Origin of the sequence: Chitinophaga sp. CF418 (assembly GCF_900142925.1) — a bacterium.
GTDB lineage: Bacteria > Bacteroidota > Bacteroidia > Chitinophagales > Chitinophagaceae > Chitinophaga.
The window spans coordinates 229228-252584 of sequence record NZ_FRCN01000014.1 but is presented as its reverse complement, the minus strand read 5'-3'; the positions used below and the strand labels follow the sequence as shown (position 1 = coordinate 252584).

At 43.8% G+C, this 23357-nt stretch carries 24 protein-coding genes; 10 read left to right on the top strand and 14 right to left on the bottom strand.

Translation table 11 applies throughout. The features are described from left to right. Positions 1-16 precede the first annotated feature (16 nt). The 4 genes from F3I09_RS27515 (at position 17) to F3I09_RS27500 (ending at position 3824) form a co-directional block, all read left to right on the top strand. On the top strand, positions 17-997 hold the full coding sequence (locus F3I09_RS27515; protein ID WP_149698269.1) for an NAD(P)-dependent oxidoreductase: 981 nt from the start codon (positions 17-19) through the stop codon (positions 995-997). Between the two features lie 272 nt (positions 998-1269). Continuing rightward, complete coding sequence (locus tag F3I09_RS27510) at positions 1270-1686, top strand: PQQ-binding-like beta-propeller repeat protein (RefSeq protein ID WP_149698268.1); 417 nt, start codon at positions 1270-1272, stop codon at positions 1684-1686. A gap of 334 nt (positions 1687-2020) precedes the next feature. Next, entirely contained in the window at positions 2021-3094 is a 1074-nt protein-coding gene (locus F3I09_RS27505; RefSeq protein WP_149698267.1) for a sensor histidine kinase, read from the top strand. Then, positions 3072-3824: a LytTR family DNA-binding domain-containing protein gene (locus tag F3I09_RS27500; RefSeq protein ID WP_149698266.1), complete on the top strand. Its 753-nt coding sequence runs from the start codon at positions 3072-3074 to the stop codon at positions 3822-3824. Before F3I09_RS27505 ends, F3I09_RS27500 begins: the two co-directional genes overlap by 23 nt. Here F3I09_RS27500 and F3I09_RS34220 read toward each other — a convergent pair. After that, a complete protein-coding gene (locus F3I09_RS34220; RefSeq protein ID WP_188133978.1) occupies positions 3821-3976 on the bottom strand; it encodes a hypothetical protein in 156 nt (51 codons plus the stop codon). The genes F3I09_RS27500 and F3I09_RS34220 overlap by 4 nt on opposite strands. Positions 3977-4090: 114 nt before the next feature. On the opposite strand from F3I09_RS34220, the gene F3I09_RS27495 reads away from it, so the two are divergent. Continuing rightward, positions 4091-4903 carry a 2OG-Fe(II) oxygenase gene (locus F3I09_RS27495; RefSeq protein WP_149698265.1) on the top strand — a complete coding sequence of 271 codons (813 nt, stop codon included), beginning with the start codon at positions 4091-4093 and terminating at the stop codon, positions 4901-4903. Between the two features lie 64 nt (positions 4904-4967). Here the strand turns inward: F3I09_RS27495 and F3I09_RS27490 are convergent, their stop codons facing one another. The 3 genes from F3I09_RS27490 to F3I09_RS27480 are packed head-to-tail and all read right to left on the bottom strand — an operon-like array spanning position 4968 to position 7961. Further along, on the bottom strand, positions 4968-6449 hold the full coding sequence (locus tag F3I09_RS27490) for a hypothetical protein (RefSeq protein ID WP_149698264.1): 1482 nt from the start codon (positions 6447-6449) through the stop codon (positions 4968-4970). After that, a complete protein-coding gene (locus F3I09_RS27485) occupies positions 6421-7377 on the bottom strand; it encodes a FecR family protein (RefSeq protein WP_149698263.1) in 957 nt (318 codons plus the stop codon). Before F3I09_RS27485 ends, F3I09_RS27490 begins: the two co-directional genes overlap by 29 nt. A 2-nt stretch (positions 7378-7379) precedes the next feature. Beyond that, positions 7380-7961, bottom strand: a complete 582-nt coding sequence (locus F3I09_RS27480; protein ID WP_188133977.1) for an RNA polymerase sigma-70 factor — start codon at positions 7959-7961, stop codon at positions 7380-7382. Positions 7962-8174: 213 nt separating this feature from the next. On the opposite strand from F3I09_RS27480, the gene abc-f reads away from it, so the two are divergent. Next, a complete protein-coding gene (abc-f, locus tag F3I09_RS27475) occupies positions 8175-9764 on the top strand; it encodes a ribosomal protection-like ABC-F family protein (RefSeq protein WP_149698261.1) in 1590 nt (529 codons plus the stop codon). A 13-nt stretch (positions 9765-9777) separates the two neighbouring features. On the opposite strand, the gene F3I09_RS27470 is transcribed toward abc-f, so the two are convergent. Further along, positions 9778-10143 (bottom strand): hypothetical protein, encoded by a 366-nt coding sequence (locus F3I09_RS27470; protein ID WP_223233405.1) that lies wholly within the window; start codon positions 10141-10143, stop codon positions 9778-9780. 245 nt (positions 10144-10388) lie between these two features. Here F3I09_RS27470 and F3I09_RS27465 point away from each other — a divergent pair, with 245 nt between their 5' ends. Further along, positions 10389-10655 (top strand): hypothetical protein, encoded by a 267-nt coding sequence (locus F3I09_RS27465; protein WP_149698260.1) that lies wholly within the window; start codon positions 10389-10391, stop codon positions 10653-10655. Positions 10656-11334: 679 nt separating this feature from the next. Here the strand turns inward: F3I09_RS27465 and F3I09_RS27460 are convergent. Then, the gene (locus F3I09_RS27460; protein WP_149698259.1) at positions 11335-12129 is read right to left on the bottom strand and encodes an SDR family oxidoreductase; all 795 of its coding nucleotides are present in this window, start codon (positions 12127-12129) and stop codon (positions 11335-11337) included. Positions 12130-12256: 127 nt separating this feature from the next. On the opposite strand from F3I09_RS27460, the gene F3I09_RS27455 reads away from it, so the two are divergent. Further along, on the top strand, positions 12257-12634 hold the full coding sequence (locus F3I09_RS27455; protein WP_149698258.1) for a helix-turn-helix domain-containing protein: 378 nt from the start codon (positions 12257-12259) through the stop codon (positions 12632-12634). Here the strand turns inward: F3I09_RS27455 and F3I09_RS27450 are convergent. Both F3I09_RS27450 and F3I09_RS27445 read right to left on the bottom strand, forming a co-directional pair. After that, positions 12622-12990 carry a VOC family protein gene (locus F3I09_RS27450; protein WP_149698257.1) on the bottom strand — a complete coding sequence of 123 codons (369 nt, stop codon included), beginning with the start codon at positions 12988-12990 and terminating at the stop codon, positions 12622-12624. The two genes, F3I09_RS27455 and F3I09_RS27450, sit on opposite strands and share 13 nt — an antisense overlap. Before the next feature lie 62 nt (positions 12991-13052). Further along, positions 13053-13637, bottom strand: a complete 585-nt coding sequence (locus F3I09_RS27445) for a TetR/AcrR family transcriptional regulator (RefSeq protein ID WP_149698256.1) — start codon at positions 13635-13637, stop codon at positions 13053-13055. Between the two features lie 138 nt (positions 13638-13775). Between F3I09_RS27445 and F3I09_RS27440 the strand changes: the two genes are divergently transcribed. Further along, the gene (locus F3I09_RS27440) at positions 13776-15902 is read left to right on the top strand and encodes a T9SS type A sorting domain-containing protein (RefSeq protein WP_149698255.1); all 2127 of its coding nucleotides are present in this window, start codon (positions 13776-13778) and stop codon (positions 15900-15902) included. 387 nt (positions 15903-16289) lie between these two features. Further along, complete coding sequence (locus tag F3I09_RS27435; protein WP_149698254.1) at positions 16290-17663, top strand: hypothetical protein; 1374 nt, start codon at positions 16290-16292, stop codon at positions 17661-17663. On the opposite strand, the gene F3I09_RS27430 is transcribed toward F3I09_RS27435, so the two are convergent. Genes F3I09_RS27430 through nosZ form a run of 6 tightly spaced genes read right to left on the bottom strand, consistent with a single transcriptional unit; the run spans position 17631 to position 23339 of the window. Continuing rightward, positions 17631-18398, bottom strand: a complete 768-nt coding sequence (locus tag F3I09_RS27430) for an ABC transporter permease subunit (RefSeq protein WP_149698253.1) — start codon at positions 18396-18398, stop codon at positions 17631-17633. The two genes, F3I09_RS27435 and F3I09_RS27430, sit on opposite strands and share 33 nt — an antisense overlap. Continuing rightward, positions 18398-19126: an ABC transporter ATP-binding protein gene (locus tag F3I09_RS27425; protein ID WP_149698252.1), complete on the bottom strand. Its 729-nt coding sequence runs from the start codon at positions 19124-19126 to the stop codon at positions 18398-18400. The genes F3I09_RS27430 and F3I09_RS27425 overlap by 1 nt, the downstream gene beginning before the upstream one ends. Further along, complete coding sequence (nosD, locus tag F3I09_RS27420) at positions 19123-20355, bottom strand: nitrous oxide reductase family maturation protein NosD (RefSeq protein ID WP_149698251.1); 1233 nt, start codon at positions 20353-20355, stop codon at positions 19123-19125. The genes F3I09_RS27425 and nosD overlap by 4 nt, the downstream gene beginning before the upstream one ends. 5 nt (positions 20356-20360) lie before the next feature. Continuing rightward, positions 20361-20789, bottom strand: coding sequence for a hypothetical protein (locus F3I09_RS27415; protein WP_149698250.1), 429 nt, complete (start codon positions 20787-20789; stop codon positions 20361-20363). After that, positions 20786-21364: a hypothetical protein gene (locus F3I09_RS27410; RefSeq protein WP_223233404.1), complete on the bottom strand. Its 579-nt coding sequence runs from the start codon at positions 21362-21364 to the stop codon at positions 20786-20788. Before F3I09_RS27410 ends, F3I09_RS27415 begins: the two co-directional genes overlap by 4 nt. A gap of 58 nt (positions 21365-21422) precedes the next feature. Then, on the bottom strand, positions 21423-23339 hold the full coding sequence (gene nosZ / locus F3I09_RS27405) for a Sec-dependent nitrous-oxide reductase (protein ID WP_223233403.1): 1917 nt from the start codon (positions 23337-23339) through the stop codon (positions 21423-21425). Positions 23340-23357 lie beyond the last annotated feature (18 nt).

Genomic DNA, 23357 nt, shown 5'->3' with positions numbered 1-23357 from the left:
AAGATACCACTAACATATGAAAGTTTTAGTTACCGGAAGCGCCGGACATCTTGGAGAAGGACTGGCCCGTATACTGAAGGCTCAGCACTATGAGGTGATTGGCATAGATATCCTTGCCTCTTCGTTTACAACGCATGTTGGTTCTATCACAGACAGGGACTTTGTAAAAAGTTGTCTTGATGGCGTGAAGGCCGTATTTCATACAGCCACATTACATAAGCCGCATGTAGCTACGCACAGCATGCAGGAGTTTATTGATACCAATATCACCGGCACCCTGAACCTGCTGCAGGAATCTGTTACCGCAGGTGTGGAGGCTTTCGTTTTCACCAGTACAACCAGCGTTTTCGGAGATGCGCTGGAGCCAAAAGAGGGATCACCTGCCGCATGGATCACGGAAGAGGTGACGCCCGTGCCCAAGAACATCTATGGTGTTACCAAAGCCGCAGCGGAGGATCTGTGCCAGCTGTTTTTCAGGAACCAGGGACTGTCCTGTATTGTGCTTAGGACTTCCCGCTTTTTCCCTGAAGAAGACGACAACCACAAGGTAAGAAATGCCTATACAGACGATAACCTGAAGGCCAATGAATTCCTCCACCGCCGTGTGGAACTGGAAGATGCCGTAAATGCACATATACTGGCCGCCAAAAAGGCAAAAGAGATAGGTTTCGGTAAGTATATTATCAGCGCTACCACTCCTTTTATGCGTGGACATGCTACCTATCTCCGGAATAATGCGTTATGGGTAGTACAGGGACTTGTGCCTGAGTATGTACAGGAATATGAGCGACGGGGCTGGAAAATGTTCCAGGGAATTGACAGGGTATATGTCAATGAAAAAGCAAGGAAAGAGCTCGGATGGAAACCCGTGTATGATTTCAGGCATATTATAGAACGCCTGAAAGCGGGAGAAGATCTGCGTAGTCCGCTCGCTAAAGTAGTAGGATCTAAGGGCTATCACGCGGAAGCATTCGAAGATGGTCCTTATCCGGTATAAATTGGGGAGGGGCAGCTGGCAATGAAGCCGGTTGCCCCTTAATTAGAATGGCGGATTCATTCCCCCTGTATACTAATTGCAAAGAAAGCACACCTGACAAAGCTAAAATTGTAAAAAAGAGAACAACTTCAATAAACGGCGGCGCCTATAGAAGAAAAAGCCGTCCCCCAGGAAGCCCTGCCCGGTGAAACGCCCTGGCCCACGCAGCCCATTTCCGGGTTGCCACCAATACCTCCGGAAAGAAAAGCATCCTGGATGAGGTGCCTTATACCATGACAGGCTACATCCGTTTCCTGGATAAAGATGGTTACCCGGGCATTAAACCGCCCTGGGGCACTTTAAATGCCGTAAACCTGAATACAGGTAAGCTGCTATGGAAAGTTCCTCCGGGAGAGTTTGAAGCGCTTAAAAAGAGGGGAATACCCCCGACAGGGACCCAGGTATACGGCGGACCCGTTGTTACCAAAGGGGGGCTGATATTTGTGGCGTCTACGCAGGACGAAAAGATCAGGGCTTTCGATAAAAAGACCGGCCGCCAGCTATGGGAGGCACAGTTGCCTGCCGCCGGGTATGCCACCCCGGCTGTTTATTCCCTGCAGGGCAGGCAGTACGTGGTAATTGCCTGTGGTGGTGGAAAAATAGGCAGTAAGTCGGGGGATACCTACGTGGCGTTCGCCCTGCCCGGATAGGTCTGCTATACCAGGCCTTTCACTTCAGTAGGCCATAATTTCAGTTCAGTAGGGATTTTTGTAAGCTCAGTCAGATTGGCCGGTAATTGTCTGGTATTTGACACAAATTGCCGTCAAATAACGGAAACGATCATGACAAGTACAATTCACTACGCGTCACAGCTGTATAAAATAGGTAAATTGCTGAATATTATTAAAATCGTTTTATCTGTTTTATCATTAGGCATACTATATATGATATGGGAGTTGCTGACAAAACCAGTTCGTCGCGTATATTCCAATTAAACATATTCATCAATAGGATAGTGTGGCCTGGTAAAAAGTCTCACATATTATGGCTACATCCAACTATAAATTCTTGCGACTTTATGGCTATCCTATTTTTTGTTTGCTTACTAATCTCATTTTCTTCCTGATTAACCCCTACGAGCGTACCTTCAACGCCTGGAGACAATTCACCGTATTTGATTTTATTGTCAACACCCTGGTGTCGTGGTTGTTCCCCCTGCTGGTAATCGAAACTGGTATATGGCTGACCTACGTGCTACACCGCAGGCTGCCCTGGGAACGGAATATGAGAATGCGTTTCATTGTACAGCTGATATCGCACATAGGCATCATCCTGCTGCTTGTTTATCTCTTTTTTCATGTACCCTTCCCTGAAAAATTCGCTTTTAACCAGCTGCTTTACCGGCAATCTTCCATCACCGGGATGATCTATTGCCTCGTAATCACTTCCATCTTTGCGGCAGAACATCTTATCAACAGGTTGAACAATGCGCGCCTGGAGGCATTTAAATTGAATGAGCTGGCTGTACAGGCACAGCTGGATGCTTTGAAGCTACAGCTGGACCCGCATTTCCTGTTTAATAACCTGAGTGCACTCACGTCCCTGATAGAGGAAAATCCCTCCTTATCTGTTAATTATGTGGTGAAATTATCTTCCATCTACCGCTATATGTTGGCCAACCGTACACAGAATACTATTGCCATAGCGGTGGAACTCGATTTTATCAAGAATGTGCTTTTCCTGCATAAGATCAGGTATGGCCAGGCCATCCGTGTCAATATATCACCGGAAATAGATCATCTGCAAAGTGATATTGCTCCGCTGACCTTACAGTTACTCATTGAAAATGCGATTAAACATAACCAGTTTACCAATGATTCGCCCCTGATTATCGATATTTACATTGAAGATAATAAGTGGCTTGTGGTGAAGAATAACAAGAATCCCAAGCGGATACAGGAGCCAGGCGCACAGCTGGGGTTGAAGAACATTACCCAGCGTTACCTGCTGCTGAGTGGTAACAAGCCTATTATTAACAATACCGGAAACTACTTTGAAGTGAAGATACCATTGATGAAAAAAAATGCAAAGGAACATGCTGAGCATACTGATCATTGAAGACGAGTTACCTAATGCGGCGAGATTGAAAAAACTGTTATTGCAGATCGATAAACAAATTCAGATTGTTGGAGAATTGCAGACGGTACAGTCAAGTATAGACTGGCTGAAAGAGCATGAACATCCCGATATCATCTGTATGGATATTAAGCTGACGGATGGACTAAGCTTTGAGATCTTCGACCATGTGCAGATCCGCTCACATGTTATCTTTATTACCGCTTACGATGAATACGCCCTGAAGGCATTTGAAGTGAATGGTATTGACTATTTGCTGAAACCACTAGAGGAAGCACAGCTCGAAAAAAGCATCACAAGAATAAAGGGATTGGTTAACCCCTCCAATGGTCCAGACCTGCTGGACGTGATCAGGAAGATGCAACACCGGGAAGTGGTATACCGGTCCCGTTTCCTGGTATCTTACCGCGATCTGCTGATACCGGTGATGGTGGAGGGTATCGCTTATTTCTTTTCGGAAAATAAACTGGTCTATCTTGTTACCAAACAATCAGAACGTTATGCAATAGATCAGACCCTGGAAGAGCTGGAACAGGAGTTGAACCCCAGGGATTTTTTCCGGGCCACCAGACAATACATTGTATCTGCCGGAGCTATACAAAAGATCCACCAGGTATTTAATGGTAAGCTGAAACTGGACCTGTTTCCTCCCGCGGAGGAAGTAGTGGTGAGCAGGGAGAAATCAAATGCGTTGAGGAAGTGGTTGAGCTAAGCTGCTGGTTTCCGGTATTCCATTAACTCCTTTTTTATAAATTTCTTACCGGCCTTTCTTTCTCCTTTCCAGTACCATCTGTGCATCTCTTTGCTCAGATGTTTGCACCATTCAGTTACGACAGTAAGATGCCATTTTCTTTTGTAAGCCATGGGGAAATTAAAATAGTCCGGCGAAGATAAATTATTTTCACCTGAGTAAGGGTAGCTGATAAATTGAATTGTCGTATAGCAACGTTGTTCTATACCAATTTAATCTATCATTCTATGAATTACTACATGCCGGATGTTACTAAACTGCAAGCACTTGCCAGTGAGAATAAGAAAAGATACGCAGAAGGAGACCCTTTCCCGCATATATATCTGGATAATGTTTTTCCGGAAGAAGCGCTGAATAGTGTACTGGAGGAATTCCCCGGAGCAAATGATGTGAACTGGCACAGATTCCGTAATGCACAGGAAATGAAACTGGCATTGAAAGATGAAAGTAACTACGGCGCATTCACACGACATTTTATCAATTCTTTGAATTCACGCCCCTTTCTCAAATTCCTGGAAGAGCTTACAGGGATAGGTGGATTAATACCCGACCCTTATCTGGAAGGTGGCGGTTTGCATCAGATTGTCAGAGGTGGATTACTGAAGATACACGCCGATTTCAACAAGCATCCCATTACAAACCTTGACCGCCGTTTAAATGTATTAATATACCTGAATAAGGATTGGGATGAAAGTTATGGTGGTCATTTTGAACTGTGGGATAGGAGTATGGAAAAGGCAGAAGTAAAGATATTACCGCTGTTTAACAGGATGGCTGTTTTCAGTACAACATCCTATTCCTATCACGGACATCCGGATGCCTTGAATTGTCCTGAAGACCGTACAAGGAAATCCATTGCACTTTATTATTACACAAATGGCAGGCCCGAGGAGGAAATAGATCCTGCATTGGGAAGTCATACAACACTATTTAAGATCAGAAGGGACAAGAAAGAAGATTTCAAGAAAGGAATAAGATTGGGCTGGAAAGACTTCGTCCCCCCGGTAATAACGCATGTTTACAACAGATTGATATCCTGAGTCAATGCCTACAGAAGAATGCCGTGCAATGACTATACCCTGTCATTGCCGGCATTTAAGATGCTTAAAATAGTTTGTAAAACAATGAAAGTTGTATGCCGATCCATCGCTTGAAGTCGCCAGCGGTACTATAGTTTTGACCAAATCGATAGGCGCCGTAACTTTCGCTAAATGTATAGGGCGCCCTGCCATATTCGAAATGTTGATAGTCGCCAGCCGAGGTCTGAGCATATACTGAGGTGGAATCAGATGTCTTTTTGAGTATGTTGTAATGGATCTGTGCCTGGAAGGTTATATGTGGGCTCACTGTTTTAGACCATCCTGCGCCGTAACGTGTTAGCCGTTCCTTCACGCCATATATGATGGCTGAATCAGGTGATGTTCTTCTGTTCAATGTACCTGTAGTGAAACCGAAATGCAACTGTTGCTCATCATTTAATCTGACGGGAACACCCGCTCCCCAGCGGAGACGGCCACCAGGAAAAGCATAACCGTAAGAGAGGATACCATAGACGTATTTTATGCCTGCCATCAATGATGCATTAAGATACAATATCTCATCTGTACTGAATCCCGTTTTCACGAATGGATGATACCATGCAACTTCATCAGGGTTTAGTTTTGGAAGCCTGGATGATCTGTCTCTCTGCCGGTCATTACTTTCTTTTTGCTTTTTCTCTTTTGCAATGGCAATGCTTTTCATAATGGGCTGAATGGTGTTCCTGATAACTGGCGCCTTTTTATTGCCGCCATTATTATCAGTGTTGTCAAACAGCGTTAATGAAAACATTTTCGGGGTATAATTTGCAACTGTAGCATAGGCAGGTGGTATTGGCAATAAACTTTCTCTGTTGTCAACGGCCAGGCTGCCTGTGATGTTCCTCCCCTGTGATGAGAAAGGAACGGCGCCTTCTTTTGCAGCGGGGGCAGTTGCGTTACCGGTGGCTGCTGGTTTAGCGTAGCCTGCAGCCTGGTTTGTCTTTGTGCCTGTTTCTACAGTTGTCGGAGCTTTGGAAGCTTTATCTGAGCTTGTATTTTTCGTAGTGTTTTTTACTGCAGGAGCATTAGTGATGCTCTTTAATTGATTAGCTGGTAATGTTGACGGTTTCACTGCACTGGAAGCCTTATTGTTAACTGCTTTTGATGGCTGGCCTGTAACGTTTGTTGCCGGTAGTGAAACACTCGCGGTATTTGTGGTAGGTTTTTGGCTAACAGGCGGCTGATAGTCCATGAAAAGAATATGATCGCCAAGGATCCGGTAGTTAAGCCCTGCCTGTTGTTGTACCTGTTTTAATATATCTGACAGCTGCCACTTCCCGGCTTTTAATGTAATGCGTTTTTTCAGCGACGCATTTTGCATATTCAGGGAATACTGCAATCCGGTTTGCTTCGCGATTGTTTTTGCCAGTGATGTAATGTCAATAGGAGTTTGCGATATTTTTACAATGGCTTTTTCATACTGTTGTGCATATAGTTTACCGGTGAATGTTGACAAGAGGATACAAAACAGAAGAAGGTTAATCCGCTTTCTCGAAATAGATCTCATCGTTGTTTAGATTGCGAGTATATTTTACATTAAGTGTTATGGCAATTACTTCCAGTATATAGTCAAGTGATTTATTCTCAAAATTGCTGGAGATCTTGAGGGCGGCAATCTCAGGATTCCTGATGATTATTTTCTTATGATAAGCGCTGGATAACGTTGCTACCACTACTTCCAGGTCTTCATTGTCGAAATGGAAGGTACGTTGTTCCGGTTCCCGTGCCAGCTGTTTTTCTTTCTTCAGATATTTGCCTGTTTCTCCTCCGGAAATGATGACCTGTTGTTCTGCAACAGACATGAGTACCTTGCCACTGATTACTTTTACAGAGATCGCAGTATCAGTATTATATACATGAAATGAGGTACCCAGTACTTTGATGTTTACAGGGCCTGTAGTAATAACGAATGGCTGATTGGCTATAGTCTTTACATCGAAATAGCCACTGCCCTTCAGTACTACATGTCTTTCATTTCCCGTAAGTGATACGGGATAAGTGATACTACTGCCAGGAGAAATGGTAACCCGGGAGCCACAAGGCAGGATCCGCTCTTCTGTTTTATGCAATGAGGCAGTGACTGTATTTTGCTGAGATGTACGATTGTTGATCTTAAATAATATTGCCGCAGAAATAGCAAAGACGAAAAGCACGGATGCTGCGGCTGCCCATCTGAGCAATATGGTGCGTTTGGACGGTAATCTTTTTGGAAGCGGCTGCAATTCTTCCCATGCAGACTGTATGTTGCCTACTTCGTGAGGACGCAGCGAGGTGTGATTCCAGGCGGTCCATAATGCGACGAACTCCTGCCGGTTGGATTCATTGCTGGTCTTCCAATCATCAATGGCCATAGCTTCTTCCGGTGAAGCTTCACCGGAGAAGTATTTTGACAGTAAGTCATCATTTACGATAATATTTTCAGCTCCCTGTGCCATAACTATTGAATAAGTTTGTTTATTCCAGTCAATAAGTGATAGCTTATCATGAGCCAGAAGAATGCTTTGCCGGATAGGATGGTCCGTAAAATACGCAGTGCTTTGCCCATTTGTGCTTCGACGGTTTTAACAGATATATTGAGCTCTTCAGCGATCTCGGCGTAACTTTTCTCTTCAAACCTGCTCTTGTAGAATATTTCCCGGCATTTGTCCGGTAATGTTTTCATAGCTTCCAGCACCTCTTTTTTCAGGTCTGTCAGTTCAATATGTTCTTCCAGTGTGGATGTACCCTCCTGCTCGCCGGAGGCAAACTGATCATAGTGCCGTTGCCTTATTTTCCTGCTTTTGATATAATTCAGACAGTGATTGTGCGTAGCCACATACAGGTAGGAACGGACAGACTGTTTGATGGTCAGGGCTTCTCTTTTCTGCCATAGTTGCATAAAGACAGACTGTACCACATCTTTAGCCTCGTCATTGTCTTTCAGTATAGTATAGGCATATGTATGCAATACTTCAAAATATTCAAAGAAGTACTGCTCCAGTAGACCATTGTCTTTTTTTGACCCTTTTACCGCTTCCAATGCCTCGCGCTTATAATTTGTCGCCGAAGGTAGACAATGCAGAGAAAGGATTACCCTTACGCGAAATGAAAAAAAATAAAAAAAAGTATTTAAGTTTGCAGAAATCAAAAGAAAAGACCCATCAATGTGAGATATAATTTCTTTCAAAAAGGATAAGTAGCGCTTCCCGCTGAGGGAGGAGCTGGAATTATTGGCTTTTAAAAGAAAGGAATTATGTTAATTCTGCAGAATCTCACGTATACCCATCCCAATAAAGATTTATTGTTCGACAATATTAATCTTACTGTTAACAGGCAAGATAAGATTGCCCTTATAGGCAATAACGGCGCAGGTAAGTCTACCCTGCTGAAAATCATGGCTGGTGTGCTTCAGCCTTCAGGCGGCGTCATGCAGGCTGATGCCGTACCCTATTACATACCACAGCTCTTTGGGCAGTTCAATGATATCACCATTGCGCAGGCGCTTCAGATTGAGGATAAATTGAAGGCCTTACAGGAAATCCTTGATGGCAATGTAACAGAAGAAAACCTGGTAGTGTTAAACGATGACTGGACTATTGAAGAAAGATGTAAGGAAGCCCTGGTCCACTGGGGATTGGAAGAACTGGACCTTGAACAGAAGATGGCAACCCTTAGCGGCGGACAGAAAACAAAAGTCTTCCTGGCGGGGATAGCCATTCATCAGCCTGAGGTAGTATTGCTGGATGAACCAAGTAATCACCTGGACAGATCAGGTAGGGCGCTGTTGTATGAGTTGATACAGTCCACCTCCAGTACTTTGATTGTAGTCAGCCATGACAGGAAATTGTTAAACCTGTTGGATTCCGTATGTGAATTGAGCAAACGCGGGATAACTGTTTACGGAGGCAATTATGATTTTTACCGGGAGCAGAAAATGATCGAAGGTAATGCACTGGACCAGGATATCCGAAGTAAGGAAAAAGCATTACGAAAAGCGCGTGAAACAGAGCGGGAAACAGCTGAGAGACAGCAAAAGATGGATGCCCGTGGTAAAAAGAAACAGGAAAAAGCGGGACTGCCTACTATATCCATGAACACTTTCAGAAATAATGCAGAGAAGAGTACTGCGCGCATAAAAGGTGTTCATGCAGAAAAGGTCGATACTATTTCTCAAGGACTGAATGAACTGCGGAAGGAGTTGCCTGATATGGATAAAATGAAGTTAGGCTTCGATAATTCCACGCTTCATAAAGGGAAAATATTATTTACTGCGAATGATATCAACTACCGGTATGGTAAACGCTTACTCTGGAAACAAGCGCTGACTTTTCAGATCACCAGTGGAGAACGGATAGTGTTGAAAGGATTGAATGGTTCTGGTAAAACCACTCTGATCAATATTATCCTTGGGAAGCTGGAACCTGCATCTGGAACGGTTAGCAGGGCTGATAACAGGACTGTGTATATAGACCAGGATTATTCATTGATCGATAATAGTCTTCAGGTGTATGAACAGGCGCAGCAGTTTAATGATGGTGCATTGCAAGAGCATGAGATAAAGACTCGTCTTACACGTTTCCTGTTTACCAAAGACTATTGGGATAAACCCTGTAGTGCGCTCAGTGGTGGTGAGAAGATGCGCTTAATGCTCTGCTGTTTGACTATTAGTGATAAGACACCTGATATTATTGTGTTGGATGAACCTACCAACAACCTGGACATTCAAAACATTGAGATCCTGACTGCCGCTGTGAATGAGTATAGAGGTACGCTCATAGTAGTGTCTCATGATGAGTATTTCCTGGAGCAGATAAATGTGGTGCGGATACTGGAATTATATTGATGAGCCGGTGCAGCTACTTTGTTGCAACATCTGCGGAATGCCAGTCGTGCTTGCAGAAGCGGCACTGGCGTGCCAGCGGTGTCCGGGTGATCAGGTTACATTTAGGACAAAGATTTAGTGGTAATACATCCTTGTGTTCCCGCCAGATCCTTTCTACCACTCTACGTTTCAGTTCATGCGGGCCATCTGCTATCATATCCAGGATTGCCTGTTCATCGCTGATCCATCCTTTTGTCCGCATCATAGTAAGCATTGATTCAGAAGTTGTCTTTGACTTATACATGAGCGTCTGGCGTGCCTTTAATTCATCTGCTGTCTGGAACTTCTGGCAATAGCCATAAATATAGTCTTCCAGCTCACGGTACATTATCATATTCATGTCAATTTCACACTTTATTAAAATATACACGAAATTCTAATATTCCTGCTGAATATCATATGAAAAAAGTATATATCCCACAATATAGTGCAAAAGCAAGCTTTTGCCTTTTCAGCGGGAAGCGTCCGGTTATGAAAACTCGTTCCCATACCCTCTTTTTTCGTATGGCTGAGTTTGATTACCAATTACTTGTGTTTAATTATATTTGGTAACGATTGCAAACAGATATTCTTATACCTGGGACAATGAAAAATACATATCGCTTTAGAGCCAACAGCAAACAGGATGTCTTGAAGTTACAACGCATCCTTGGGGGTGAATATGAAATATCACCCGTTAAAGAGGGATCTTCCGCAGTGGAAGTGCATTTGGAATCTCCATTCACTATTGAGGAAATTATCCGGTTTATTGAGTCATTACCGAATAGTAATGTAATGTACCAGACGATTGATCATAAGGAGAAGTACACGGGAAAATTGAACCTGGCACGCTACCGGAATATTAATAATTGACCGTTTTTGCTAAAACGGTTTATCTGTTCTTATGCCCATTATACAGCGGTTTATATACTGAAGGGACTGTCAGAACAGGGGTACCTTTCTTTATGCATATTTCCAGATCCTCGCAGCTTAATCGCAGCAGGGAAGGGATTTTTTTGAAGTCAATAAATCAAAGAACCTTTGGTTAGTGACTTTAGGGAATTACTGTGCTGCCTTTCCGCTTCTAAGCTTTACATGTTTCCCTGCTTCACGATGCAATGTTAGGGAAGATTCCAACACAGATTTGGACAATGTATACGAAGGCCGCTTATGTCGATATAAGGGCCTTTTATCGCGTTATAAAGGCGGTTCCTCCCATCTCTAACAAAGTCAGCTTCTTCATATAGCTTGCATATGAATTGCATATGACCAGCATACAGCCAGCATATAATCAGGATATTCCTCCGTTATTCCTCCGTTATTCCTCCGTTTTTAACGGAAGAATAACGGAGGAATATCCTGATCATATGCAACTCATATGAACGTTGTGTATGGGATGTATCTTATTTCGGTTCTTTGGGACCAGGGGGATTCATTCCGTGTCCCGGGGCAACCCCGGGCTACAAACATATGGCTCCTCCTGCGCCTATTGAGGCGAATGATACCGAATGCATGCCTTTCGGAAGGCTATTCCGATACAATAATTGTCTCGTTAAATAGTTGGAATTGTCCCTCCGTCGATGACATATTCTGTACCTGTGAGATACCCGGCCCTTGGTGAAACAAGAAATCCTACAAATTCAGCCACTTCTTCAGGCTTCGCCGGCCGGCCAATCGGTATACCGCTCAAGGCATCCACTACATTTTGTGTGGCTTGTTCTACGGATATATTTGAGCTTTCGGCAATACGTTCCATCATTCTGGTGGCGGCGGTGGTCATTATCCAACCCGGGGAGACTGTCAATACACGAACACCTTTGGGAGAAACCTCATTTGATAAACCTTTGCTATAATTGATAAGCCCGGCTTTAGCTGCTGCATAAGGTAAAGTAGAATCGTATAAAGGCAATTTGCCCTGAATGGAAGCGATGTGAATGATAACCCCTGCACCTCTTTCTATCATGCCTGGTAAAAATCCCCTGTCCAGCCTTACTGGCGCCAATAAATTTGCCTGAAGGGTATTTATCCAGTCCTGGTCTGTCAGCGCCTTAAAGCCGCCGCCAGGGGTTTCAGAACCGCCCAGATTATTTACCAGGATGTCAAGTCGGCTGAACCTGTTTAAGACTTCATTCAACACCCTTTGCGCTCCTTCAGCTGTGCTCAGATCTGCAGAAATGAAATGAAGCTTATCATTAGCATTCTCCGGCTGATTCCTTGCTGTAATGATCACTGTTGCTCCTGCCTGTAATAAGCGGTCGGCAATAGCTTTTCCCGTACCTTTTGTACCACCGGTTACAAGTGCTATTTTCCCCCGAAGCTCGTCGTTGAAATTAAATTGTTGTTCCATTTATTGCATTATTTGAATACAAAATTGGAGCCTGTGATAGTCTCAGACAAGAACGGAAAACCGAATTGCATAGGGATAAATTTTTCCCATATTGTCACATCTGGCGCATTGAGCTAATTTTGTTGCTATGTATGAAAGAAAAATTTCTCCGAACCTGAATTGCGGACTTGACCTGGTTGCCGAAGTGTTATACGGCAAGTGGAAGATCCGTCTGTTGTGGTTTATAAACGAAGGATATAAACGACCGAGTGAACTACAACGGAAAATTCCCGATGCATCAAGAAGAGTGCTCAATATCCAGTTGAATGAACTGGAAGGGCATGAATTGATATCAAAGGTTATTTATCCGCAGGCGCCACCAAAAGTTGAATACAGTTTAACCGGGTTTGGTAGAAGCCTGATCCCGGTGATCGCTGCGTTAGGCAATTGGGGAGATGAAAATGCAGACCGGTTGAGGGCTGTGATTTTGAAGCAGATAGGACAAAATCATGATCAATCCAAATAATGCGCAACCTCAATAAACAGCTCATCAAAATAAAAATAGAAACCAAAGCTATCTCTTATTTTCTGAGGCTCCCGCTCAAGCTGTATTCCGCCGGCTTTTAGCTTCGAAAAGGTGTCATTCACTTTTTCAGCACTATCAAGTATAAACCCAATATGGAATGCATCCGGATAGGCTGTGTTAGCATTTTTGTTCATTTTTGAAGACATCAGTACAAGGGTAAAATCGGCTGGGTTTCTCAATACCGCAATCATGTTGTCTCCTTTTGTCTCCAGACATTTGAAATCAAAATGGGATTCAAAGAATGTTATTGCTCCCGCTACATTCGATACGGGTAAGTTAAGGTGGTTAATTGTCATTTCTCTAAAAGTTAGTAGTTGATAATAAATGAATGTTCGTTCTTTAATAAGGGAAAAAAATTTTAAGGAGCCAGGGATTTAATCACTAATTTGAAGAGCTGTTTCAGCTTCTGCTCTGTCAGAGTAAAGGGTTTTCCAGCCATAGTGCTTTCAAAATGGAACTTCACCAGGGTGTAAAACGGACCATAGGCAATAGCCCAGTACTGCTCTGCCGGTATATCAACAAGTTCTCCTTTCCTGACGGCATTGCTAACAAAATCCTGCATGACTTTTCTGAAAACACTTGGTTTTATGTCTTTGTGGTTAATAAGCGGAGAGTTGCGGAACTGCTCAGAAAACTGGTATTCCAGGGGATTCTGACAGATATTTTTGAAACGATTCTTCCATTGTAACCATAGCCCATCCTCAAATGGCATATCGGGGGAAAAATTGGTCAAGGCATCCCTTTCAAATTTCTCCCAAACATTTATGTAAAGCTGGTTCAGCAAGTCCTCGCGGTTTTTGAAATAGATGTAAATAGTTGAGGCAGAAATATTAGCCTCTTTGGCCAATTTCTGCATACTAAGACCATCAAACCCTTCTTTTACAATCATCTCAATCGCTTTTTCCCGGATGGTCAGCTCCTTATTTTCATCTTTAACTCTCATGGTGCAAATATAAACGAATATTCATTCGGTTTAGAATTTTTTTGAGAATACTGGAAAGTTAATCCTGTATTAAGCGGGTTATTAACCCCTTTATTAAGATCTTGCCTGTTAAATTGTAGCGAACCAAACTCCACGTATATGCGGAAAATATTGCTACAAATCCTATTGATTGCAGCGTCATGCTGTAGCCCTTTATTTTTGTCAGCTCAGGTGGCGCCCGCCGCTCAATCTGTTACAGGCAAGGTGATCTGCGGTTACCAGGCCTGGTTTAATGCTTTTGGAGATGGCTCGCCAGTGGCCCGCTGGCGGCACTGGTCGGCCGGACAGTACCAGACCAACAACGGCTCACCTGCTCCGGGAGCTATTACCTTTGAGGCATATCCTGACGTTACAGAATACGGAGCAGGTCAGTTGTTTCAGACAGCGCTGGGCAACCTGAATAACGGACAGCCTTCCAGGTTATTCTCATCCTGGTTTCCGGAAGTGATTGACCGCCATTTCAAATGGATGCAGGATAACGGCATTGATGGCGCAGCCCTGCAGCGTTTCCTGGGAGAGACCCGGGATGGCGTATTCCGGACCAATCGCGACAGTGTAACTACCCGCCTGCGTCGTGCGGCTGAGAAATACCAGCGCATTTTCTACATCATGTATGACATGAGTGCAGATGATACTACTTATTTTAAGAATGACTGGCTACATATAGAGAACGACCTGCAAGTGGTCAATTCACCTTATTATGCCCATGAGGATGGTAAACCGGTGATCTGTATCTGGGGCTTTGGCCTGACCGGCCGGCCGAACGCCCCTGGTAACAGTCTGGCTATCATCAACTGGTTAAAAGGGAAAGGCTATTATGTAATTGGCGGCGTACCTACCCACTGGCGCACCGGTACTGATGATTCCTATGCCGGTTACAGTGCGGTATATGATGCATTTGATATGATCTCTCCATGGTCAGTAGGCCGTTTCAAGGATCTTGCAGGTGCAGATAATTTCAGGAATAATCAGCTAGTGCCTGATCTGGCCTATTGTAACTCTCACAATATTGATTATCAGCCTGTGATCTTCTCCGGTTTTGCCTGGAGTAACTGGAACGGGGGGCCGGTGAATGAAATTCCACGTAATAAGGGAGAGTTCTTCTGGCGTCAGCTATACAACATCAAGAACCTGGGAATGAACACCGCTTATATCGCCATGTTTGATGAATATGATGAAGGCACCAATATCATGAAAATGGCCGACAGCTATTTTGCAGTACCTAATAACCAGTATTTCCTGACCAGCAGTGCAGATAGTACTTATATCGGGTCTGACTTTTACCTGCGACTTACCGGCAGGGCCACACAGGTACTGAAAGGGACTCAGCCACTGACCACCAATGTGCCTATTCCTTACGCTGTAGCGCCCCTTTGGTTCCGTACCAGTGTGGAAGCCGGATATGATGCTATGTTAAGCTGGACAAACAGCGCCGATCCAAGTTCTGTTCCGCAGAATGTCAGCGCTCCTTTGTGTGGTGTAGTGAATGGAGAAACTAGTCATACCGGCCCTTCATCTATACGGATAAGTGGTACAGATAATTCTACCGCGAGCTCTTACTATTACTTCCGGGCATTTGATGTGAGCATCCCGGTGAATGCAGCTACAAAACTGAGCTTCTGGACCTATCCTACCAACAACCTTTCCCGTTATGTAACAGTAGACCTGGTAATGACAGACGGTACTACCCTGCGCGATATAGGTGCTACGGATCAGAACGGGACTTCCATGCATCCTGGTGCAGGGCATGGCGTAGTGAATAACTGGCGCCGCATCTACAGCAATATTGGTAACTGGTTGAATGGAAAGACCGTTGATCGTATCATGATTGCTTATGATCATGGAGTGGAAACCGGTAACTTTAAAACTTATATAGAAGATATTGTCATCAGTGATACTATCAGTGTAAACAGTCCGTTGAGAATGGCTGGTGTAGCAGAACATATTACCCCAACGCCGGTAGATGAAAGCAAGTTATCCGGTTTATTGCAGGTATACCCGCAGCCTGCTATTAATACGGCTATCCTGAAATTCAGGAATGGATGGAAAGGAAATGGCCTGGTGACAATCCTTAATGTAAATGGAGTGGCTGCTGGTCAGCGGATGATCAATATTGAAGGAGGAAAGGCAAGTTTGCCGGTAGGTGATCTGCATTCAGGGCTATATTTTTTGAAGGTGGAGCAGCAGGGAAACAGTGTAACGCAGAAATTAGTAGTGGCGTATTAAAGGTCGGTGATAATAAGTCTGTACGCCGTCGGCGTACAGACTTATATAATTAAAAGCGAGGTGCCAACGTCATTCCATATTGATCCAGCAAAGGGTCAATATTATTACCCCTGGATAGGCCAAGTCCGGTTCCGGCGATATCTTCTGAAAAGAACCTCCATTGGAATATATACAGTATATATGGTCCTAATCTGGCAGCCAGTACCCGTTTCAGATTGTTGTAAATTACCATTTCAGGCTGGCTGACATTGGTGTTTTCAATAGGTTGCATTACCTTATCTCCCGTGTCGAAAATGACTGATAATGGCTCATTAAAGAAATAATAGCAACAGTTAAAAAAGGATAAATTTGTCTTTTATTGACAACTTTACTAATTTTGATATTGCTATGGAGTCAAGGAAGTCAGGAACGAGAAATGAGAAACTGGCGCCGTTATCTGCGGGCCATAAATCTGGTTGGTGGTGGGGGATAACAGGCGGCCTTCACCGACGAATAGCGAATACATCCCTGGCATCCTGGATACAAATAGCCTTGGCGAATCTGGCAGTGGTGGCACTCCTGGGATTGGTATTGCGAGGTAAGATACTTTTCAATATCCCTTTCCTGGATTTTAGGTACCTGCTACATGCGCACTCACATTTTGCCTTTGGAGGCTGGATTACGGTCGCTTTGTTGTCGCTGATGGCCTATATTATTTTACCGTCTGAATACGCAGGGAAGGCGATATATAAATGGATGCTGACAGCTATTCTGATCACCTCCTATGGCATGTTGTTCACTTTCCCGTTTCAGGGATATGGACTTTACAGTATTTTGTTTTCGAACCTGTTTATTTTTTCTTCTTACGCGTTCACTGTTGTTTTTATTAAAGATATCTGGAAGTCTGCTGTGGTCAGCTCAGTAAAAGTACTCTCTATCGGGGCTGTTATATATATGTCCCTTTCTTCGGCAGGCGCTTTCACGCTGGCATACCTGATGGCAACAAAATCGCAGCAGACATATTTATACAGGGACGCCATATACAGTTATCTACACCTGCAATACAGTGGTTTCTTCTCTTTATCTGTCTTTGCCCTGATGTTACACTATCTGAAGATAGATAACAGGTATACAAAGTGGTTTACATGGTCATTAACTGCTTCTGTATTACCTACTATGTTTCTATGTTATCTCTGGCATGAGATCAGCAACCTCTTTCAGATAATCGCTTTTGCGGGAAGTATTTTATTGATAGCCACACTGATATGTTTCCTGCTTATGCTCCCGGCATTGTTGCCTGGCATTCAGAAAACGAAGCCGCTTACTAAAAAAGTTGTCGGTATTGCGATGATCGCTTTCATATTTAAATTGATCTTCCAGGCGCTGACCATCATACCTTCACTAGGTGTACTTGCCTTTTCAAACCGGCCAATAATAATAGGCTTCCTTCATTTGGTATTGCTAGGATTCGTTTCGTTGTTTATACTTGCTTATTGTATTGAGAACAGACTATTCAAATACAACAGGATGGGTGCAATAGCATTATGGACATTTGTAGCAGGTATTGTCCTGAACGAACTGGCACTCTTTTCCCAGGGACTTGGATATATGTTAATGATGAGTAGTTCAATGCTTGACTGGCTCTTATTGCTCGCTGCGGTTTGCCTGTGCTCCGGAGCTTTGCTGATGGCCATTCAAAACAGGCGGACCATATATCGGCGCAGTCCTGTTATTGACACGGATGGCCGCTTAAAGGTCCTTCCTGTTAAATATCCTGACTGAAAGTAATAAGGGAACAATAATCCACAGCATCATACAAGCTATAGAGAAAATACTGCCGGTGGCTGAGCCCAGGAACTTTTTAAAAAGTGCGCCGGAATAACCCATCAGTACTGCCACATCCAGATGCAGTAACATCAGCACCCTCGCGAGATCAATAGGATTGAATGCAATAATACCGACTACTGTCTGATCTATCGGATAATCGCTGAAAGAATATATAAACGCAAGCAGAAATCCGTCGAACAGCAATGTAAAGAATAGTGCGGTTGCAATGGCGATCCCTATTCCCTTGGTTTTATCCCGGCACTTAACAAAGATCAGCAGGGCAAGTGAGGAGAATACAAAAGTGAGCAGTATGCCAATCAGCGTCAGAATAAATGATTCAATACCGGATACAAGCAGCAACAGCGGTATTCCAATTCCCACGGCATAAGCAGCAGACAAAGACAATGTGAGGGCTGAATACTCTGCCAGAATAACCTTATTCCGCTTGATAGGTTGAGATAACAGCAGCTCTGTGAATTCTATTGCGTTGAAAAAATAAATGGTGGAGAACAGGATCGTGATAAGTGGCACGAACAGCAAGGTGATATTCAGTAAACTCAATAATCCCTTTGTGGGATTATCGTCAATGCCTAAGACGCCCACCGCGAGTACTGATAAAATAATGGTATAAAATAGTATGACCTTGTTCCGCATCAGATCAAGCAGAACATATTTGATAATTGTTTTCATCACTGTATGGTTTTGGCAACGCGTGATTCATTTTTCATGATATGCGCAATCACCCTGTTTAGTTTTTCTTCACCTGTGGCTGCCTGAAGCTCTTCAACAGTTCTGTAAAAAAGAAGCTCTCCATCCTGCAGATAAATAATGTGACTGGCTATTCCTTCGAGATCACTCAGTACATGGGAGGTGATCAATATGAGCTTGCCGGCCTCCCTTTCTTTCTGGATCTTCTCCTTTAGCAGTTCGCTTGAAACGGGGTCAAGACCGGCAGTGGGTTCGTCAAGAATATACACGCTGGGCGAAAACAGGAATGCAAGTGAAGCACTTACCTTCTGCCTTGTTCCTCCCGACAGGCTGCGCATCGTCTTGTTGCCGAGCTTATTTAACTGAAATCCGTAGATCAGTTCTTCGTCATAATTCTGTGTATCCTTCCTCATTTCCCTGATCAGGGAAAATACCTGGTCTATGGTCATATTATCAGGATAATGTCCGATTTGCGGCATATAACCGATTAATGAGCGGTACAACCAGTCGCTCTTCACTGATTGACCGTTAATGGTGATATTACCTTTCTCCGGAATCACAAGGCCGAGAATAGATTTTATCAGGGTTGTTTTTCCTGATCCGTTCGGTCCAAGCAATGAGATGGCCTGTCCCTGTCGCATATGGACGTTGATATTTTTCAGTGCGGCAAACTTGCCGAAAGACTTGGTGAGATGTTCGATCTTAATCATAGTTTCCACTTTTTCATTCTTGGAGTATCATCTTTGAGTTGATCCGGTATAATGCTTGGCATTACTTTTTCCACCTGGTCCATGATGCCTGTAAGAAAACTCCGGTACAAGATCATCGCTGTTGGTATACGTTCGGAAACAACAGAATAGACGCTTACCGGGTAATAAGGCACATCGCCGGTTCCATCTTTATCCAGATCATAACCGTCATATTTGTCCCAGAAATTTTCGCTGAAGTGATTTAACATAGTGGTGCCATTCGTGGCAACATCAAAGGAGTTGGCTGTGAAGTTATTCCTCGTGAAATCACTTCCTGAGCAACTTGCCATTACTTTAATGCCCCAGCCATTTTCAACGAACTGGTTTTCGCTTACTGCAATGTTGGTAGTACTCTCCATATACAGGCCAACGGTATTCTTTAGAAACTGGTTATGATTGATCTTACTATCTGAAATTTCCTTTAATAAGATGGCATATGCCGCATCTCCCCAGTTGTGCCGGAAGATGTTGCCGGTCATCGTTACGCCTTTGGAGTACATAACCGCCACACCTGAACCATTGTCTGAAAAGCGGTTGTCAGTGTAGGTATCATTATGAGAGAACATGAAATGTAATCCATAACGAACATTGTTGTGTGAAACATTCCCTCTAATAGAAGAAGCCGTGACGAACTCAAAATAGATGCCGTCACGATGTCCTGAAATGTCATTTCCTGCAATTACCAGGTTATGGCATTTCCATGCATGGATACCGTTACCGCTGTTCAATTCATCTTCTGAGTTGGCTTGGATGACATTGTTCTGTACAACAGTGGAACCGGCGTTTTGCAAATAGATACCGTAGGTATTGTTGAATGCTCTGTTGCTACGAACGATAACCTGATTAGCATTCTGTACCCTTATGGCAGCCATATCTGTCATGCTGGAGCGGCCAGTGTTTTGCACCTGGAGGCCCTGCACTATGACTGAATCAGCCGTAATAAAGAGGACCTGGGACTTATGTTCGCCGTCAATTATAGGATACTGTACCCCAACGATCACGAGTTTTTTATTGATAAGAATATCGTGTTCTTTATATATTCCCGGTTGTAGCAAAAGTGTATCATTCCGTTTTGCTGCGTTAATGGCTTTTTGAAAACTATTCTGGCCGGGATATACCTTTACGGACTTTGCCCGGGATAAACCGGGCAGGAGTATAAGCAGTAATATGATCAACTTGTGAGGCGACATGATTGCTATTTTAGATCTTGCCAGGTTGTCTTTTGGGCATGCGTTACTGAATGTTGAATGTGTGTTGCAGCTTCAGCAGTTTCAACAGCGATGAGCCCTCCGCTCATGGGGCTTTTGAATACATCCGCTTTTAACAGAATGGCCTTTTTAGCATCAATGTATTTGTCCGGTTCATTAAATGCGGCGACAAAAAGCAATAACTCATTCTCCTGCATTGATTGTTCGCCAGTGAATTTTTTCATGCAAATCAGATCATCAAATTTGTATGCTTTCCCATTTTTATCTACTATTTCACAGGCGAATTTTTTATCTATGATTACCATTCTGCAATGAGCGCAGGCCTCTTTACCGTAGTCGATCGGCTGGAAGCTGCGCTTACAGGAAGTAAGGAGCAGGGCTATGAATATGGCAGCTAAAAACAATAAGTTGTTCATAGTCGTGTAGATTTTCTTCGTTCATAATAACAGCCTGCCAGTAGCAATACACCGGCAAGAATGAAGCACCATCCTCCGACATGTGGTTGAGACAGGGCTTCGAAGTTCAGCATCTTCTTATACCCTAAAAGTGGTGGTTGATACGCCATACCGGGTACTTTTATAGGTGCATCGGGATTCAGGTTGTGACCGTAATCATATTCCCATTTATAAAAGTCATAGAATGAAAACAGTCCGAGCACCAGGAATACAGCAGTCCACAGATAGTAACCGATTCTCCTATTGAGTAGCAATACCACCACTCCCAGTCCCATGAAAGAAAGTATAGCAACCGGCAGATAGACGAATTCCCGGAAATCCGCTTTGTGAATAGTTTTCATCCCGATATAATGATTCAGGCCATTAATGATGTCCACATCTCCGGTAATATCATTGATCCAGATCTTCATAGAGAGACCTCCGGGATACTGTGGCGCCCGCAGGTCGATCTGCCACATGGGGAATATCCACAAAGAGGCAAGAAAGATGATGACCAGGATGATGCTTCCTTTCCCGAATGCGCTTAATTTATTCATGCGTCAAAAGATAACAATGGCAGTACCAACGGGTACTGCCATTAGTAAAGGAACAGGTTTATTTTTGTGCTGTAAGTACGGCTGCTGTATCTGTAGCATTCGTACCATATTTCAGTGGTACGTTGCTGCCTTTAGCGGAAACTCTCAGATAGCCCTGCATTTCCTGATGCAAAGCAGAACAGAAGTCTGTACAATAGAATGGATAGATGCCTTGTTTATCCGGAATAAATTTCAATGTGGATGTCTCGCCGGGCATGATCAGCAACTCAGCGTTGGCATTGTTCTTTATGGCAAAGCCGTGCGGAACATCCCAATCCTGTTCAAGATTGGTGACATGGAAATAGATCTCATCGCCGACGAATACGCCCTCTATATTATCCGGTGTTAAATGAGACCGGATAGCGGTCATATAGATATCCACCCTGTTGCCCTGGCGGATAACTTTTGCATTCTTTTCACCGAGTGCTATAAATGGGTGTTTGTTCTGCATGATGTCGTAGAACTTCGTACTCTTATCCTTTATTTTCTGGGCGGGTAATGCCTGTGCATAGTGAGGCTCGCCAAAGGTGGGGAAGTCCAGCAACAGCTTTAGTTTCTCTCCTTCAATGGAGTAGAGCTGTGCAGACTGTGCCAGTTCCGGCCCTGTTGGGAGGAAGCGGTCTTTGGTGATCTTGTTATACGCAACGAGGTATTTACCATAAGGTTTCTTCGTATCACCGCCAGGTACCATCAGGTGGCCTACAGAATAGAAGGTAGGAGATCTGTCAATTACTTTAAGGTCTTTAATATTCCATTTAACCACTTCTGATGAAATGAAGAAGGAGGTATATGCATTACCTTCTGCATCAAACTCTGTATGTAATGGGCCTAAACCGGGCTTTTTCACTTCGCCGTACAGTGCTTCTTCGTATTTTACCACAGGGATGCCGTAGTAAACGCCCTCAAATTTTTTATTCTGAATAGCAGCCTGGAGTTTGGTGAATGAAAACACAGGGATCAATGCAGCCAGTTTCCCGCTGCCCACTATATATTCGCCGGTAGGATCTATATCACATCCATGTGGAGATTTAGGACATGGAATCATATACAGCATATCAGGACAATCTTTTGGATCAAGCACCAGTACATCTTTCTGCAATGTGGAAGTAGTGTTTTGTGTGTGCTCGTCAAAAGTGTTGTGTACATATCCGGCAGGTAGTCTTTTTCCTTTGCCTGCGTTGGCATATTCTTCTGCTTTTTTCCAGTTTACCGCTACAATGAAGTCCTTATCTTTTTGTGAAGCATTTACTTCAAGCAGTGTATTGGCCTGTTCGGTATTATAGGTGGAGAAGAAGAACCAGTCGTGAGAAGGGCCTTTACCTGCATGACTCAGATCAAGGTTCATACCTGGCAGCATGATCTGGAAGGCGATATCCATATTGCCGGTAGTTTTATCTACACGTACGAAGGTGGCGGTACTTTTAAAGTTCTGTTTGAAGGAATTGATAGGAACATCTTCGTTGCCCATAGGTACGGCAAAGCGGGTACCTGCTACCACATATTCCGTATTCTCAGTAATGAAGGGTGAAGAGTGGTTACCCGCACTGTTCGGAATTTCCAGTATCTCCATTGTCTTGAAGGTTGAAAGATCGATACGGGCAATGCGGGGAGTATTGTTAGCATTCGCGAATAACCAGCGGCCATCATGTTCTCCGTTTGTCTGGGATAGCTCCAGGTGGTGCTGATCATCCCAGGGAACATAACCGGCAGTTGTTTTCAACATGTCTTTGGTTTCCTCACTATATCCATATCCGTTCTCCGGGTTCAGCGAAAATACCGGTATCATTTTTAATAGCCTGCCGGAAGGTAGGCCATACACAGTAACCTGGCCGTTAAAACCGCCGGAGACGAAATTGTAAAATTCATCATACTTGCCGGGCGCTACATATACTTTGGATGCAGCGTCGCCACTTACGGCTGATTCAGTATTCTTCATTTTACAACTTTGCATGCT

Excerpts from the sequence above, each read along its gene's own strand:
- F3I09_RS27515 (WP_149698269.1), top strand. The coding sequence starts at position 17 with ATGAAAGTTTTAGTTACCGGAAGCGCCGGACATCTTGGAGAAGGACTG.
- F3I09_RS27510 (WP_149698268.1), top strand. The coding sequence starts at position 1,270 with ATGACAGGCTACATCCGTTTCCTGGATAAAGATGGTTACCCGGGCATT.
- F3I09_RS27505 (WP_149698267.1), top strand. The coding sequence starts at position 2,021 with ATGGCTACATCCAACTATAAATTCTTGCGACTTTATGGCTATCCTATT.
- F3I09_RS27500 (WP_149698266.1), top strand. The coding sequence starts at position 3,072 with ATGCTGAGCATACTGATCATTGAAGACGAGTTACCTAATGCGGCGAGA.
- F3I09_RS34220 (WP_188133978.1), bottom strand. The coding sequence starts at position 3,976 with ATGGCTTACAAAAGAAAATGGCATCTTACTGTCGTAACTGAATGGTGC.
- F3I09_RS27495 (WP_149698265.1), top strand. The coding sequence starts at position 4,091 with ATGAATTACTACATGCCGGATGTTACTAAACTGCAAGCACTTGCCAGT.
- F3I09_RS27490 (WP_149698264.1), bottom strand. The coding sequence starts at position 6,449 with ATGAGATCTATTTCGAGAAAGCGGATTAACCTTCTTCTGTTTTGTATC.
- F3I09_RS27485 (WP_149698263.1), bottom strand. The coding sequence starts at position 7,377 with ATGGCACAGGGAGCTGAAAATATTATCGTAAATGATGACTTACTGTCA.
- abc-f (WP_149698261.1), top strand. The coding sequence starts at position 8,175 with ATGTTAATTCTGCAGAATCTCACGTATACCCATCCCAATAAAGATTTA.
- F3I09_RS27470 (WP_223233405.1), bottom strand. The coding sequence starts at position 10,143 with ATGAATATGATAATGTACCGTGAGCTGGAAGACTATATTTATGGCTAT.
- F3I09_RS27465 (WP_149698260.1), top strand. The coding sequence starts at position 10,389 with ATGAAAAATACATATCGCTTTAGAGCCAACAGCAAACAGGATGTCTTG.
- F3I09_RS27460 (WP_149698259.1), bottom strand. The coding sequence starts at position 12,129 with ATGGAACAACAATTTAATTTCAACGACGAGCTTCGGGGGAAAATAGCA.
- F3I09_RS27455 (WP_149698258.1), top strand. The coding sequence starts at position 12,257 with ATGTATGAAAGAAAAATTTCTCCGAACCTGAATTGCGGACTTGACCTG.
- F3I09_RS27450 (WP_149698257.1), bottom strand. The coding sequence starts at position 12,990 with ATGACAATTAACCACCTTAACTTACCCGTATCGAATGTAGCGGGAGCA.
- F3I09_RS27445 (WP_149698256.1), bottom strand. The coding sequence starts at position 13,637 with ATGAGAGTTAAAGATGAAAATAAGGAGCTGACCATCCGGGAAAAAGCG.
- F3I09_RS27440 (WP_149698255.1), top strand. The coding sequence starts at position 13,776 with ATGCGGAAAATATTGCTACAAATCCTATTGATTGCAGCGTCATGCTGT.
- F3I09_RS27435 (WP_149698254.1), top strand. The coding sequence starts at position 16,290 with ATGGAGTCAAGGAAGTCAGGAACGAGAAATGAGAAACTGGCGCCGTTA.
- F3I09_RS27430 (WP_149698253.1), bottom strand. The coding sequence starts at position 18,398 with ATGAAAACAATTATCAAATATGTTCTGCTTGATCTGATGCGGAACAAG.
- F3I09_RS27425 (WP_149698252.1), bottom strand. The coding sequence starts at position 19,126 with ATGATTAAGATCGAACATCTCACCAAGTCTTTCGGCAAGTTTGCCGCA.
- nosD (WP_149698251.1), bottom strand. The coding sequence starts at position 20,355 with ATGTCGCCTCACAAGTTGATCATATTACTGCTTATACTCCTGCCCGGT.
- F3I09_RS27415 (WP_149698250.1), bottom strand. The coding sequence starts at position 20,789 with ATGAACAACTTATTGTTTTTAGCTGCCATATTCATAGCCCTGCTCCTT.
- F3I09_RS27410 (WP_223233404.1), bottom strand. The coding sequence starts at position 21,364 with ATGAATAAATTAAGCGCATTCGGGAAAGGAAGCATCATCCTGGTCATC.
- nosZ (WP_223233403.1), bottom strand. The coding sequence starts at position 23,339 with ATGAAGAATACTGAATCAGCCGTAAGTGGCGACGCTGCATCCAAAGTA.